A 14918-nucleotide genomic window follows, 5' to 3' on the forward strand; every position below is an offset into this window, starting at 1 on the left:
TTTATGAAGAAAGTTTCCAATTCGATCGTCCAGCAATTACAGATCGTATTTTCCTTCTCCATCCTGCTTCTTTTTTTCAGCCTTTTGGCCTCTTATTATGCCACACAGAAGCTGATCAATAATTCAGAGCTGGTCAACCATACGAATGAAGTGCTCATCGAGGCCGAGGCCGTCATGTCGCATATGAAAGATGCGGAGACCGGCCAGCGGGGCTACCTGGTTACCTCCGACCCACAATTCCTTGAGCCCTACGAAGGCGCTTACGAGAAAACCACTAACAGCTACAACAATCTGTTGGAGCTTACTGCCGACAATCCCGCGCAGCAAAAAAACCTGCGAGAGGTAAAAGCGCTTTATGAAGCCAAATTCGGCCAGATGCAGAATATCATCGATTTGGCGAAAAAGGACCCCAATTTCGTGCACGATACCGATGCCCGTCTGCGGGAAATGGTTCGGGGGAAAAAGATTATGGACGACCTCCGGCTCAATACGGAGCGAATCAAGGAAGAGGAAAGTGCCAGGCTGGCCGAACACCTCGAACAGCAGCAGATCTATATCAAATACACGCCCATTCTGGTGGTTGTAGCCGCACTTATATCGATCCTGATCACCATCTCCTCCTACCTGCGCATTCGGAAAGATATTGGTAAGCGAATAGCACAACAACAGCTCGACGAGGAAAAGTATGCCGAAACAAGCCGCCGGATCAGCCATATCGAAAAGGTTACGCAAAGAATCTCAGAAGGCGACTATTCAGCACGCAGCATGGACGAATCCGACGATGAGCTCGGCCGGATTTCCACTGCTTTGAATAACATGACCGGCTCGCTGGAGCAAACTTTCAATGATTTGCATAACCAAAACTGGCTGCAAGCGGGAGAAGTAAAAATCAACGACGCGATACGGGGCGAACGTGTGCTCAAAAAACTATCCGGAAATCTCATCAATACGCTGGCCGGCTATGCCGGGGCGAACCTCGGGACTATCTATATTCTCGATGCCGACTGGAATTTCCGGATTACCGGCAGCTTCGCGGCTCAAAATGCACCGGAAACCATCGTGCCGGGACATGGCCTATGCGGGCAGGTTATCGAAACAAAGAAGCCGGTCCTCGTACGCGATGTACCTGCGAACTACCTCAAAATAACGTCCAGCCTGGGCGAAACCAGCCTTGCTGCGCTCGCGATCCTCCCGCTCGTGTATTCCTATGAATGCATAGGCGTGATCGAACTCGGATTCTTGAAAACCCCGGATGATCTCACTATGCGTTTCCTGGAAGAAAACCTTGAAACAATGGCCAGCGGAATCAATTCCGCCATCGACTATGTAAAACTTCAAAACTTCCTGGAAGAAACCCAGGCCCAGGCCGAAGAGCTGCAAACGCAGCATAACGAGCTCGAAAACCTGAATGCGGAGCTCGAAGCACAATCGCAGAAACTGCAGGCTTCGGAGGAAGAGTTGCGCGTGCAGCAAGAGGAGCTGCAGCAAACCAATGAGGAATTGGAAGAACGGAGTGGCCTGCTGGAAGAAAAGAACCTTGAAATACAGAAAAAGGCGGAGGAGCTGGAACTCACCACCCGGTACAAATCCGAGTTCCTCGCCAATATGTCGCACGAGCTTCGGACACCGCTGAATTCGATCCTGCTTTTGAGCCGGCTGCTTGCCGAAAATGACGACAAGAACCTGACCAGCGACCAGATCGAATATGCGACGGTTATCCAGTCATCGGGCAACGGCTTGCTGGGCCTGATCGACGAGATCCTCGACCTATCGAAAATCGAGGCCGGGAAGATGGAACTGGATTACGTGAGTGTATCCTTGAAAGAGATTTACGATGACATGAAGGGGCTTTTTGCTCCGATCGCGCGGGAAAAAGGGCTCGAATTCTCGGTTACCATCGCGAACGATGTTCCGCCGGTGATCGAGACGGACAAAATGCGGATGGAGCAGATCCTGAAAAATCTGATTTCCAATGCATTGAAGTTCACCGCACAGGGATCGGTGGATATTACCATCAAGCTGAACGACGGAAATGATAAAATGCTGTGCTTTGTCGTCCGTGACACGGGCATAGGCGTCCCGCCTGAAAAACAACACCATATTTTTGAAGCATTCCAACAGGCCGACGGCTCCACGAAGCGCAAATATGGCGGCACGGGGCTGGGATTATCGATCAGCCGGGAGCTGGCCAAGTTGCTGGGTGGAGAAATATCGCTCACAAGCGTGCCTGGTCAGGGCAGCGAGTTCACGCTATTCCTGCCCATCGGACCGGCGTACATTGGTTCCGAACCGGAAAAGGCCAATTTCTTCGAAAATTACCAGGAGGAAACCGCAACTAAACCGTCTCCTGCGACGCAAAACCGGTTTATCAGCACCGTCATTCCGGAAAGTATCCCCGACGACCGCTTGACGGCAAAAGATGCCGCGAAAACGATCCTGATCATCGAAGACGATACACTCTTTGCCAAATCACTCCTGGATTATACCCGGAAACAGGGCTACAAGGGCATTGTAGCCGTACGCGGCGACGAGGGCCTTGAATTAGCACGGACGTTCCGTCCCATGGGTATCCTGCTTGATATTCAACTGCCGGTGGTGAGCGGATGGGACGTGATGGACCAGCTCAAAAACGATCCTGAAACGCGACATATTCCGGTACATATCATGTCGTCGCACCGGATGAAAAACGAGAGCTTGCAGAAGGGTGCAATCGACTTCATCGACAAGCCGGTGGCGATCGAGAAGATGGAGGAAGTTTTCCGGAAAATCGAATACGTAATCAGCAAGAAATCGAAAAAGGTGCTCATTGTCGAAGACAATTCAATGCACGCCAAAGCATTGGCCTACTACCTGGGCACATTCGACATTCATTCGGAGTTGAAAAGCGATATCAATGAAGGTGTCAGCGCGCTTTCCAACAACGAGGTCGACTGCGTGATCCTGGACATGGGGATTCCCGATAAAAAGGCCTATGACATGCTCGAAGAGGCGAAAAAGAATCCCGGCTTTGAGCACGTACCGATCATTATTTTCACGGGCAAAAGCCTTTCCATGACCGAAGAGCTGCGGATCAAACAGTATGCCGACTCGATCATCGTCAAAACCGCACATTCCTATCAGCGGATGCTCGACGAGGTGTCACTGTTCCTGCACGTGGTAGAGGAAAACAGGAAAAATGCCCGCCAGAGCGTCGACGCTTACAAGCTCGGCGGACTCGGGGAGATTTTGAACAATAAAACAGTACTCATAGCCGATGACGACGTCCGGAATATTTTCTCACTTTCGAAATCATTGGAAAATTACAAAATGAATGTCCTGACGGCACTCGACGGCAAGGAGGCGTTGCAAAAGCTCCGCGAAAACCCGGAAGTCGATGTAGTACTGCTTGACATGATGATGCCGCAAATGGACGGCTACGAAACCGCAAAACGCATTCGCGAAAATCCGCATTGGCGCAACCTGCCGGTGATCGCCGTTACCGCCAAAGCCATGACCGGCGACCGCGAAAAATGCATTAATGCCGGCGCTTCTGACTATATTACGAAACCAGTGGATATCGACCAGCTCATGTCGCTGCTGCGCGTGTGGCTTTATGAAAAATCCTGACCCCGCACCATGGAAAAGAAAAAGATCATGATCGTCGATGACGACGCCCGGAACATTTTCGCGCTCAGGGCGACCCTTAAATCGAAGGGGTTCGACTGCATTTCCTGCTCCGCCGCAACGGAGGCGCTCGACATCCTGAAAACCAGTGAACCGGTGGATGCCGTGCTGATCGATATGATGATGCCCGAAATGGATGGTTACGAGGCCATTCCGCTGATCAAGGACCTGGAAAACAGGCAATCGGTACCGGTGATTGCCGTCACGGCACAAGCCATGGTGGGCGACCGTGAAAAGTGCCTTGATGCCGGTGCTAACGATTATATTTCCAAACCGATTGATGTCGACAAGCTTTTGAAGATACTTGGTAACATCTGATCCCATGATGGAAGAGGAAGACATCGATCTTTTGCTGAATGACTTGTTCGATCTCTACGGATACGATTTCACGCGGTACTCTCGCGCTTCGTTGAAACGCAGGATCACCCGGCTCTGCTCTCTCGATAAATTCCCCAGCTTCGCCGAGTTGCGTTACAGGGTCCGCAACGATCCGTCGTATCTCAAACGATTCGTAGAAGAAGTGACGGTCAATGTCACCGAAATGTTTCGTGACCCGGCATTTTACAGATCCCTGCGTGAAGAAGTGCTTCCCGTATTGGGTACCAAGCCATTTATCCGTATCTGGCATGCAGGCTGCTCAACGGGCGAAGAGGTATATTCCATGGCCATCCTGCTCAAAGAGGCCAATCTTCTCCGGCGCTCACTGCTGTATGCGACCGATCTCAATCCGAGCGTGCTTGAAAAGGTCAGAAAGGGCATATTTCCACTCTCGCTGATGAAACAATACTCCGAAAGCTACATTTTATCGGGTGGCACCGCGGATTTTTCTATTTATTACACGGCCCAATACGGACAAGCCAAGTTCGACAACGAACTTTCGGAAAAGATCATTATTTCGACCCATAACCTGGTATCCGACAGCTCTTTCAATGAATTCGATCTGATTCTCTGTCGTAACGTACTCATTTACTTTGACAAGGAATTACAAGACAGGGTTCTGCAACTATTCGATGCGAGTCTCGGCACATTGGGTTACCTCGCATTAGGGACGAAAGAGACCCTGAAATTCTCGGCTGTACAACACAAGTTTAAGCAACTGAACCGGGAGAAAATATGGAAGAAAATCATTTAAACCATACTTGCGAACTCCTGTTGATCGGAGGCTCGGCGGGGAGTCTGGAGGTCCTGTTCAGGCTGCTTCCGTTGTTACGCGCCGACTTGCCGTTCCCGGTGGCGCTGGTATTGCACCGCCGTAGTTTCGGTGATTCCTCCTTATCCGAATTGCTGGCTTCCAAAACCTTAAATCCAACCCAGGAAGTTGAAGACAAAGAACCTGTTACATCCGGAACGATCTACCTTGCTCCTGCCGATTACCATCTACTCATCGAACATAACCGCACTTTTTCACTGGACTATTCCGAAAAAATCAATTTCAGCCGGCCGAGCATCGACGTCACATTCGAATCGGCTGCTGAGGTCTACGGACCGGGGCTGGTGGCGATATTGCTCTCAGGTGCTAATGAGGACGGTACCAGCGGTCTCACTGCCGTAAAGAAAGCCGGAGGTATGGCTGTCGTGCAAAATCCCGATACCGCCCAAATGCCCTTCATGCCGCACCATGCCCTTACCCATCTGCACATCGACCGTGTGTTCGATACCATAGAAATGGCCGCTTTCATCAACTCATTGAGGCAGGCTTACTAACCGATCGTTGATTTCTACCATAAAAGCGAGATCCAGTCTTTCTTTTTAAACAGGCTATTGAGGAAATTTGTGTGGAGTTTAAAACAGTAAGATCATGGCAAAGCCCAATAAAATATACAGCATTTTATTCAACAAATGCCCCCAATGCGGCGAGGGCGACTTTTTCATTACAAAAAGCGCCTATAATCTGCGGAATTTCGACAAAATGAACCGCCATTGCCCTCACTGTGGTGCCGACTTTGTGCCTGAACCGGGGTTCTATCAGGGCGCATTGTATATCAGCTATGCCCTCTACGTGGCATTCATGGTGATTTACTTTCTGATTTTCGTCAATTTTTTCAGACAATACCTCGATTATTTCCTGGTAAGCATCATTCCAATCCTGGTTATCCTGACACCACTCTTTTACCGCATGGCGCGCCGCACCTGGCTTGCGCTGTTCATCAAGCCGGTGTCTTCCGAAGAACGGGCGTAAAGCATTTATAAGGCCGGGCTCTTCCGGAAATCTTCCGGCGTCATGCCGGTTTCTTTCCGGAAGAACTTGGTAAAGTAGGAGTTATCGTTGAAATTCAGCTTGTAAGCGATTTCCGAAACGGTCAGATCGACGTTGATCAGAAGTCTCTTTGCCTCCAAAACGATCCGGCTGCGGATCAGCTCTCCCGCCTGCATTCCCAGGTGCTCTTTACATAGCGCATTCAGGTGATTAGGCGTCACATTCAGCATTTCGGCATACTGGCCGGGCAGTCGCAGTTGGTCGTAATGCTTGTCGATGAGGCGGATGAAGTTCCGTACCGTCGCATTCTTCCCCTTTTCAGCATTCTTTTTGCGGTCTACCGAATCGCTCTGTTCGATGATCAGGAAAATTTGGAGTAGTAAAACACGCACCATATCGTCGCGCCACGCCGTCGCGCGGGCATTTTGGCTTAGCAATTCCTCGAACAGCCTGCAGACATGCGCGCGAATCGGTTCGGATAGCATCAATACATTATTGCTGCTATCCTGATCGAGAAAAGAGAACGAATCGAGGTATTCCGGTTGCAGCAGGAAGGATTTGAAAAAAGTATCCGAGAAATTGACCACGTACCCTTCCATTTCCCCTTCAAAATCCCATGTATGTACCTGTCCGGGAATCATGAAATAGATCTGATAAGGCGTAGCCTGAAAATGGTGGAAATCAATCGTGTGCCGGCCACTGCCTTCGGTAAAAAGTACCAGATGGTAGAAACTGTGGCGATGCGGAAAAACAAGGCTCTGATGTTCATGAACATAATCCGAAAACCGGGCGATCATGATATGGTCTTCGCGGTATTCGGATAGCGGGCCGATGTCGAGCCGTGGAAATGAACCGTGCATGGCAATTCGAAAATTGGGTCAGAGTTGGCAATTTAATGCTAATTCGTGATTTGACGCCTCTTCTGTATCTTGCATAAGTTTCAAAACCCTTTTCTGTCCGATGCGGAGAGCGCTTGCATTATGTATGACATTGTTACTGCTTGCTGCGGCATCCCGGCAGGAAAGCATTGGCGTACAAAACTGCACGGACCGCTTTCGAACCGATGCCCCGGCATTTGCCGCCGCCGTAAGACAAATGCGGATGGCGATCGAAAAAATAGATACTTCCGATGTCCGGAGCATTGCACATGCAAAACAAAAGCTGAGAGAAACCCGGCTGGCTTACAAGCGGATCGCATTTTTCCTGGACTACTTCTTTTTTACCTCGTCGCGCATCTACAACCGGCCGCCCAAGAACGAAATCGAGGAGCCACACCTCGAATACGGAGCTCCTACCGGGCTCCAATATATCGAAGCGCTGTTGTTCGACAATCCCGGTTTACATAAGGAGGAAATCGTGCAGCAATGTCGGTTTCTCGAAACTTCGGCAGAAGATCTGCCCGCACTGCTCTACAATTTTAAAACCACCGACGCGCAGGTACTGGAAAGTGTGCGCCTCGAACTGATCCGTGTCATAACACTGAGCATCAGCGGTTTCGATGCGCCATTACTTAAAAGCGGCCTCGACGAAGCGTTGGTTTCACTTCAAGCGCTTCACGAAGTATTGAATCCCTATTTAATGCATTCCGATGAAGGCTCGGTCCGAAAATTGCTGATTTCCTGCGAGATTTATCTTACCGGAAAAACGGATTTCGACCAGTTCGACCGGTTGTTCTTTCTGACTAACTATGCGCTGCCATTGCAGGAAAGTCTTGGCCTGATGATCAGCGGAATGGGTTTGGAGGTCAATGAGAAGGGTATTTTAAATTACAACGCCCGGAACATTTTCAGCCGGGATGCTTTTGCAGAACCTGCTTTTACCGGAGGGGCCAACACCAATCCTGCATTTGCCGAGTTAGGTAAAAAACTATTTTTCGAGACGCGTTTATCGTCCAACGGCACACGCAGCTGCGCATCGTGCCATAACCCCGCTCTGTATTTTACCGACGGGCTCCCCCGAAGCATAGGCATTCACCCTGACCAGGCGGTGCGGCGGAATGCACCTTCCTTATTATATAGTGCATTTCAACACGCTCAATTCTGGGACGGACGCGCCAAAACGCTGGAAGAACAGATCCGCACGGTGATCCGCGACAGCCTCGAAATGAATGGCAAGCCAGAAGAAGTGATACGAAAACTGGCCAGAGAACGCCCCTATCGCCGTCTGATCCGAAAGATATCTCCGAAGCGGGGGACCTTGAGTGATACGATCATTTACAAGGCCATTGCGGCCTATGTACGCACTTTGCAGCCATTCAATTCGGATTTTGACAGGTACATTGCGGGAGATAAAGCAGCACTCACGGATCGTCAGGTGAATGGCTTCAACCTTTTTATGGGTAAGGCTCAATGCGGCACGTGCCATTTCGCACCGCTTTTCAACGGGCTGATCCCGCCCACTTACACGCTCACGGAGTTTGAAATACTGGGCACTACCGCGTCGGATGATCTGCTCCACCCAAAAACGGATCCCGACCAGGGGCGCTTCGAAACCCGCCCTACCCCCTATTATCGCGGGGCATTTAAAACGCCCACCGTTCGCAACGCCGCCGTAACAGCTCCCTACATGCACAACGGCGCTTTGGGAAGCCTCGAAAAAGTTATGGAATTTTACGATAAAGGAGGCGGGGCCGGCCTGGGTCTCGATATTCCTAGCCAAACGTTAACGGCAATACCGCTTAATCTTTCGGACCAGGAAAAGTCTGACATCATTGCCTTTCTACATTCACTTACCGACCGTCTATGAAAACATATTTACCCGCCTTCTTGCTGTTCTTCGCATTCATCGCCGCACAGGCGCAAGGTGCGCTCCTGCGCGGCCCCTATCTTCAGGTAGCGACGCCCACGAGTATCGTTATCCGCTGGCGTACCGATAAACCCTCCGAATCCGTCGTCAGAATTGGCGGCAGCTCGCAATCACTCGCCCAGACTTTTGCCGACGATACCCCTGTTACCGAGCATGAAGTGAATGTCACCGGCCTGCAAGCGGAAACACGTTATTACTATTCCATTGGTTCGCAAAGCGCGGTTTTACAAGCCGGAGAGCACAACTATTTCCAGACTTCCGCCGTGGCTGGGAAAGCGGGAAAATATCGTTTCGGACTGTTGGGTGATTGCGGCACGAACTCTGTCATACAAGACGAAGTGCGCGCAAGGATGATGGACTATCTCGGCTCCAACTACATGAATGCCTGGCTTTTGCTTGGTGATAACGCCTATTCTTTCGGGCGTGATGCCGAGTACCAATCCAATTTTTTCAACCGGTATAAAGACAACCTGCTAAAAAAATATCCGCTCTTCCCCTCACCGGGTAACCACGACTACGACAACGACAATCCGGCCCGGCAGAACGATCATAAGGTCCCCTACTACGATGTTTTCACCATGCCGACCCGGGGCGAAGCAGGCGGTGAACCGTCCGGTACCGAAGCATTCTATTCTTTCGACTATGGTAATGTCCATTTCCTCTCGCTCGATTCGTACGGCCGGGAAGACAACGCGACGCGCCTGTACGACACGCTCGGCAGGCAGGTACAATGGATAAAAAAAGACCTCGCGGCCAACAAAAACAAAGATTGGGTCGTGGCTTACTGGCACCATCCTCCCTACTCGAAAGGCTCGCGGGAATCGGATGGCGATCCCGAAATGACGGCGATCCGCCAGAATTTTATCCGGATTCTCGAACGCCTGGGGGTTGATCTGATCGTTTGCGGGCATAGTCACGTGTACGAGCGGTCGCGCCTGATGAGCGGTCATTACGGGTACAGCAACACTTTCGACGCGTCCAAACACGTCATTGACGCCTCTTCTGCCCGATACGATGGTTCGGACAATTCGTGCCCCTACATTAAAAACTCCCCTCAAAGCCGGGGAACGGTATATGTGGTAGCCGGTTCCGGCGGCCAACTCGGCAATCCAAAGCCCGATTTCCCACACAAAGCCATGTATCATTCCGACGCCGAACACGGCGGAGGGCTTATGCTGGAAGTGGAAGGCAACCGGCTGGATTTGAAATGGATCGCAGCAGACGGCATAATCCGCGATAAATTCACGATGGAAAAGGGCGTGAACAAGGAAACAACGCACGAAATCGCGCGCGATCAATCCATCGAGCTTAAAGCCTCGTTTGTAGGCAATTATGTATGGAGTGATGGTTCAAAAACACGGACGATCACCGTAAAACCTACTGAAAGTACAGATTATACGGTGAAGGATGGCCGGAACTGCGTTCAGGATGTGTTTCATGTAAAAGTGGCCGCTCCTAAGCCTGATCCTGCCACATTCATTGGTTTCAATGCAAAGAAGGACGAAAAGAACCTGGTAACATTGGCCTGGATAACGAGTGCCGAAAATGAACTCGCCTATTTCGCTGTACAACGATCTACGGATGCCAAAAACTTTACGCAAATAGCAAAGGTCCCCGGCGGCCCAATCTCGCAACAGAACAAGAATTACATGTTCGAGGATAGTGAAAGCACTAAGTTGCCTGTAAACGCGCGCTATTATTATCGGGTCGTTGCGACATCAACTGACGGACGACTGCTGTACACTCCCATCATGCAGGTTTCTCTTTTTGAAATTGTACTTGCAGCCGAGCCAAACCTGTCGCTCGACGTCGAAATCATCCCTAACCCATCAACGGCAAGCCAAATGCAGATCCGCATCGCCGGACAAACCACGCAGGTAGCCGAACTGACGCTTACCGATGTTTCAGGAAGGACATTAGATACCCGTAAAATGACGATCAGCCAGACGCCCGTCACGTTCCTGCCCGGCCAGCTCAACACCGGGATTTATTTTCTGAAAGTGAGCATAAATGGCCGGCGTACCGTCAAAAAGCTGGCGATTCAATAGCGATCATTTCTTGACAAACCTGCGGGTATGCTCGGCACCGTCGGCATAAATACAATCCGACACCAACGGAAGAGAGGTTGCTCAATGCTAAAATGGTCCTCAGGCTATCGCTGTCGCCAATAGTGAGATGGTTGCCGATGGGAGTCTGATCATCGAACGCCCACAGAACCGATCGTTGATAACGAGTTCGGCGGGACGTTGAACAAGTGCGGCATACGGCAACAACGCCACCAGTAGGAGGTAGAATTTTCACAAAAAGAAGGGTTTATGTTTACCAAAAGCTTTTCAGGCTATTATAGCTAAAAACCTTTGAAACACAAGCCCTTATTTGTAGCATTAGTTTTACATTTCATATACCGGCAGGTGACCTGAACGTGCCTATACCGGCTACGCCTCCGTGCCGGACTTTTTGAGAATCAACGCAGAAATGAGTGTAACCACCAGCCCTACCGGCAGGATTTCTGCATAAGTCCAGAGAATAACCATCAGCGGGTTCTGGTACATCTCTTTGTATCCGGCCAACTCAACAACCTTCGCGTCAAGCTCGGCGGCCGTCGGCCCCTCGGTCTGGAACTGTTTCAGTAAATGCGCCGTGTATTTATCCATGAAATCGGGGATAAAGAGATAGTAGTCAATCAGCCAGACGATCACGTACACCGTAGAGGCTACCGATGTAATATACAGCCCGATTTTGAATGCCTTTCCGAAAGACACCGAGCCGCCGTTGTACTTGTCGCGATAGTTTTTGATCCCCACAAAAACCATGGAAAACGACAGCAACATAGCCGCATAACCCAGCAGCATGTTGCCTTCGAAAGCCTCCTTCTGATAGCAGACCGCCATCGAGCAAACCATGAAAGTTGACACCAGCGCACCCGAAATCAGCCCGCAGATAACGATGATCCTGTTCATATCATTTGATTAAATGTTCAATAATGCTGCGAAATTGAAGCGTATAGGCCGTTTTAGAGTCATACTTTCGGGTGATTTTACATTCGACAGGTCTTTTGATAAGGCGTGGTCATGAATGGTCAGGAATGGTCAGAAATGGTTGGGAATCTTAATCTAATAAGACGTTGACAACACATGACTATTCCTGACCATACCTGACAACACTTGACCACCATCGTTCCCATACCGCATCAGACGATAAGCCCAAGGCGCCTCGCGCGCTCGACAGCCTGCGTGCGGTTGCGGACTTCGAGTTTTTCGAAAATCCGTGAGGAATGCGTCTTCACCGTATTGAGCGATACGAACAACCGGTCGCCGATTTCCTGATTGCTTAAACCTTCGGCCACCAGCTGCAACACTTCCAGCTCACGGTGACTGATCCCCAGCCGCGTCCGCTCCGATTCATTGACGGTAAATTCATTGACCGCTGTTACATACACCGCCCGTTCCACGATCCGTGTCTCCACTTTGGGCGTGGTAAGCTTGTGCGCGAGCCAGATGCCCAGTCCGGTGAATAGCAACGCAATGGCGCCTACGTAAATTTCGATAATGTGGTTCATGACCAGAAACCGCAGTTCGAGCCACCGGAGCACAAAAAGCAACAAGGCAAGCGATACCCCATAGAGTAGCTCCTGCCTGTGTTTGTGGTAAAAAGCGGTGATCGTTTTGGAAACCATTTGTAACCAGTCTGTTGGTTTACCAAAAATAAAAATTTTCGGCCACCGGTCTAATTCGAACGGGAGTTTTCCAGACGGCTGTTTTTGTGATTATGTTTCAGAATGACATCCTTAACACCTTCGCAAAGGTTTTTAACCCGATGGTAGGAATCTCGGCTGTTTTCCTCTTTGTCTAGATACACCATCAGTTCGCCGGGTGACGATTCAATGGTCAATCGGGTTTGGTCCGGTAAAACGGTGACAACCTTGGAGTCCTTCTCCGGATCGATCCGCACGGTCGAAAGGTGCTCATTCAGAAACTCGCTCACATCAGGCGACAGGTTGTCATCGAACTGGGCCTTGAAGCGGTAGTAGTCGTCCTCATCCTTTACGGCAATGCTAACATCACCATTATTGCAGGAAACGAGCATGACGAACATAATCATCGGAGAGATCAGTAGTAATTTCATTTTCATAGCTAAAAATTGTTTTACAAGGTACTATGCAATATATAGTACTGATCTTAGATCTGCAAGAGGGATGTGATAAGCGGCAATGCCGGAGCGACTTATGAGCTTCAAAAAAACGCCCTTAACTGCGATTGTATGGCGTTTTGTGTTAAATTGGCTAAAACTAATCCTGCAACCGCCTTGAAAACAACCTTACTTCACGCCTTAATTTGCCGGTTCACGAAACATTCCCGCTTGACCTTGGTCCTTGTTTTTGCGATCCTCGCAGGTACAAACGTATACGCTCAAACCGGCCCAAAAGAAGATTCCCTCTACATCCGCGAACACTATACCAAAATCGAGCGGCAGATCCCGATGCGCGACAGTGTGAAGCTTTTCACTTCCATTTATCTGCCGAAGGATATTTCAAAAAGCAAAACCTACCCCATCCTGCTCAACCGTACGCCTTACAGCGTGGCGCCGTATGGAGAAAATTTATACAAAACCGCGCTCGGGCCGAGCATGCTCTTTGCGCGGGAGGGTTATATTATTGTATACCAGGATGTAAGAGGCAAACTCATGTCGGAGGGTGATTTCGAAGCCTACCGCCCGTTTATCCCTGTCAAAAAAGGCAAAACGGATATCGACGAAAGCTCCGACACTTACGATACGATCGAATGGCTCATTCAAAACATTGAGGGAAATAATGGCAAAGTGGGCACCTGGGGCATTTCGGCGCCGGGGTACTATGCTACCATGACGGCCGTGGACGCGCATCCCGCATTGAAAATCGCTTCACCGCAAGCACCGGTTACCGACTGGTTCATGGGCGACGACCGGCACCACAACGGCGCATTTTTCCTGATGGGTACATTTGCATTCCTGTCGTCGTACGGTGCTCCGCGGCCTGTGCCGACCCCCAAAGCCTCGCCGCAGTACTCCTCCTACGGCACACCGGATTCCTATGAATTTTACAAGAAAATGGGGCCGCTGAAAAACTTCAACGAACAGATTTTCAAAGGGCAGAACCGCATCTGGAACCAGATGATGGAAAATGAAACCTACAACGATTTCTGGAAAGCCCGCACGCCGGTACCGCATTTGAAGAACGTCAGACCGGCCGTCATGGTCGTGGGCGGCTGGTTCGACCAGGAAGATTTGTACGGGCCGCTGAAAACTCACCAGGCTGTGGCATCCCAAAACCCGCAGACGCCGAGCTGGCTCATCATGGGCCCGTGGATTCACGGTGGCTGGGCGCGGGGCACGGGAGAGTCGCTGGGAAATATCCGGTTTGGTGCTAAAACCAGCACATTTTACCAAAAGGAAATCGAGCTCCCGGTTTTTAACCATTACCTGAAAGATCAGCCGGATCCCAACCTGCCGAAGGCCTATATTTTCGAAACCGGGGCAAACGAATGGCGTAAGTACGACCAGTGGCCGCCGAAAAATACCGTGGAGAAAAAGCTCTACCTGCATCCGGACGGCACATTATCCTTCTCGCCCACTATGACGACCATGCAGGCAGGCGCGAAACCGGCTTTTCACGAGTATCTCAGCGACCCGGACAAGCCGGTACCGTACACCTCCGAAATCCGCATTATCCGCGGCAGCGATTTTATGTACGAAGATCAGCGCTTCGCCGCCTCGCGACCGGACGTGCTCGTGTATGAATCTGAAATTTTGAAAGAAGACGTAACCATTTCCGGTAATGTATTTGCCGATCTTTTCGTATCCACAACCGGCACCGACGCAGATTTCATAGTAAAACTCATCGATGTTTACCCCGGCGACGCGCCGAACGACAGCCCTATTAACCCAACTATGAAAATGGGTGGCTTCCAGCTGCTGGTCCGGGGTGAGGTAATGCGTTCCAAATTCCGCAAGAGTTTTTCCAAACCCGAGCCTATGAAGCCGGGCAAGATCGAAAATGTGAAATTCGATATGCAGGATGCCGCGCACCGTTTCAAAAAGGGGCACAAAATCATGGTGCAGGTGCAAAGCTCGTGGTTCCCGCTCGTGGATCGCAACCCGCAGAAGTTTGTAAATATTTACAAAGCCAATGCGTCCGATTTCCAGAAGGCCACACACCGGGTTTACCTCTCGGGCCAGGCATCCTCGTACGTGGGTGTGCGGGTGATCGAGTAACAAC

General features: G+C 50.4%; 12 protein-coding genes. 8 read left to right on the top strand and 4 right to left on the bottom strand.

Annotated elements, in window-relative coordinates:
• Positions 1 to 3: 3 nt before the first annotated feature.
• From AC2YIT_RS27655 to AC2YIT_RS27675, 5 genes are all read left to right on the top strand, one after another.
• Positions 4 to 3606, top strand: a complete 3603-nt coding sequence (locus AC2YIT_RS27655) for a response regulator (protein WP_487281336.1) — start codon at positions 4 to 6, stop codon at positions 3604 to 3606.
• A 9-nt stretch (positions 3607 to 3615) separates the two neighbouring features.
• Positions 3616 to 3981, top strand: a complete 366-nt coding sequence (locus AC2YIT_RS27660; protein WP_430846033.1) for a response regulator — start codon at positions 3616 to 3618, stop codon at positions 3979 to 3981.
• A 4-nt stretch (positions 3982 to 3985) separates the two neighbouring features.
• Positions 3986 to 4795, top strand: a complete 810-nt coding sequence (locus AC2YIT_RS27665) for a CheR family methyltransferase (protein ID WP_487281337.1) — start codon at positions 3986 to 3988, stop codon at positions 4793 to 4795.
• The gene (locus AC2YIT_RS27670; RefSeq protein WP_487281338.1) at positions 4777 to 5367 is read left to right on the top strand and encodes a chemotaxis protein CheB; all 591 of its coding nucleotides are present in this window, start codon (positions 4777 to 4779) and stop codon (positions 5365 to 5367) included. The genes AC2YIT_RS27665 and AC2YIT_RS27670 overlap by 19 nt, the downstream gene beginning before the upstream one ends.
• Positions 5368 to 5461: 94 nt before the next feature.
• Positions 5462 to 5842 carry a DUF983 domain-containing protein gene (locus AC2YIT_RS27675; protein WP_430846027.1) on the top strand — a complete coding sequence of 127 codons (381 nt, stop codon included), beginning with the start codon at positions 5462 to 5464 and terminating at the stop codon, positions 5840 to 5842.
• 5 nt (positions 5843 to 5847) lie between these two features.
• Here the strand turns inward: AC2YIT_RS27675 and AC2YIT_RS27680 are convergent, their stop codons facing one another.
• On the bottom strand, positions 5848 to 6720 hold the full coding sequence (locus AC2YIT_RS27680; protein ID WP_430846025.1) for an AraC family transcriptional regulator: 873 nt from the start codon (positions 6718 to 6720) through the stop codon (positions 5848 to 5850).
• A gap of 100 nt (positions 6721 to 6820) precedes the next feature.
• Between AC2YIT_RS27680 and AC2YIT_RS27685 the strand changes: the two genes are divergently transcribed.
• The gene (locus AC2YIT_RS27685; protein ID WP_487281339.1) at positions 6821 to 8605 is read left to right on the top strand and encodes a cytochrome-c peroxidase; all 1785 of its coding nucleotides are present in this window, start codon (positions 6821 to 6823) and stop codon (positions 8603 to 8605) included.
• Complete coding sequence (locus AC2YIT_RS27690; protein ID WP_487281340.1) at positions 8602 to 10713, top strand: metallophosphoesterase; 2112 nt, start codon at positions 8602 to 8604, stop codon at positions 10711 to 10713. The genes AC2YIT_RS27685 and AC2YIT_RS27690 overlap by 4 nt, the downstream gene beginning before the upstream one ends.
• Before the next feature lie 387 nt (positions 10714 to 11100).
• Here AC2YIT_RS27690 and AC2YIT_RS27695 read toward each other — a convergent pair whose 3' ends face one another.
• The 3 genes from AC2YIT_RS27695 to AC2YIT_RS27705 all read right to left on the bottom strand — a co-directional run bounded on the left by AC2YIT_RS27695 (position 11101) and on the right by AC2YIT_RS27705 (position 12796).
• On the bottom strand, positions 11101 to 11625 hold the full coding sequence (locus AC2YIT_RS27695; protein ID WP_430846019.1) for a DUF4199 domain-containing protein: 525 nt from the start codon (positions 11623 to 11625) through the stop codon (positions 11101 to 11103).
• 230 nt (positions 11626 to 11855) lie between these two features.
• Positions 11856 to 12341 (bottom strand): helix-turn-helix transcriptional regulator, encoded by a 486-nt coding sequence (locus tag AC2YIT_RS27700; protein ID WP_430846017.1) that lies wholly within the window; start codon positions 12339 to 12341, stop codon positions 11856 to 11858.
• Between the two features lie 50 nt (positions 12342 to 12391).
• Positions 12392 to 12796 (bottom strand): hypothetical protein, encoded by a 405-nt coding sequence (locus tag AC2YIT_RS27705; protein ID WP_487281341.1) that lies wholly within the window; start codon positions 12794 to 12796, stop codon positions 12392 to 12394.
• 228 nt (positions 12797 to 13024) lie between these two features.
• Between AC2YIT_RS27705 and AC2YIT_RS27710 the strand changes: the two genes are divergently transcribed.
• A complete protein-coding gene (locus AC2YIT_RS27710; RefSeq protein WP_487281342.1) occupies positions 13025 to 14914 on the top strand; it encodes a CocE/NonD family hydrolase in 1890 nt (629 codons plus the stop codon).
• Positions 14915 to 14918: the final 4 nt, after the last annotated feature.

The sequence above is a fragment of the Dyadobacter sp. SRI_021 genome, assembly GCF_057586235.1.

Excerpts from the sequence above, each read along its gene's own strand:
- AC2YIT_RS27655 (WP_487281336.1), top strand. The coding sequence starts at position 4 with ATGAAGAAAGTTTCCAATTCGATCGTCCAGCAATTACAGATCGTATTT.
- AC2YIT_RS27660 (WP_430846033.1), top strand. The coding sequence starts at position 3,616 with ATGGAAAAGAAAAAGATCATGATCGTCGATGACGACGCCCGGAACATT.
- AC2YIT_RS27665 (WP_487281337.1), top strand. The coding sequence starts at position 3,986 with ATGATGGAAGAGGAAGACATCGATCTTTTGCTGAATGACTTGTTCGAT.
- AC2YIT_RS27670 (WP_487281338.1), top strand. The coding sequence starts at position 4,777 with ATGGAAGAAAATCATTTAAACCATACTTGCGAACTCCTGTTGATCGGA.
- AC2YIT_RS27675 (WP_430846027.1), top strand. The coding sequence starts at position 5,462 with ATGGCAAAGCCCAATAAAATATACAGCATTTTATTCAACAAATGCCCC.
- AC2YIT_RS27680 (WP_430846025.1), bottom strand. The coding sequence starts at position 6,720 with ATGCACGGTTCATTTCCACGGCTCGACATCGGCCCGCTATCCGAATAC.
- AC2YIT_RS27685 (WP_487281339.1), top strand. The coding sequence starts at position 6,821 with ATGCGGAGAGCGCTTGCATTATGTATGACATTGTTACTGCTTGCTGCG.
- AC2YIT_RS27690 (WP_487281340.1), top strand. The coding sequence starts at position 8,602 with ATGAAAACATATTTACCCGCCTTCTTGCTGTTCTTCGCATTCATCGCC.
- AC2YIT_RS27695 (WP_430846019.1), bottom strand. The coding sequence starts at position 11,625 with ATGAACAGGATCATCGTTATCTGCGGGCTGATTTCGGGTGCGCTGGTG.
- AC2YIT_RS27700 (WP_430846017.1), bottom strand. The coding sequence starts at position 12,341 with ATGGTTTCCAAAACGATCACCGCTTTTTACCACAAACACAGGCAGGAG.
- AC2YIT_RS27705 (WP_487281341.1), bottom strand. The coding sequence starts at position 12,796 with ATGAAAATGAAATTACTACTGATCTCTCCGATGATTATGTTCGTCATG.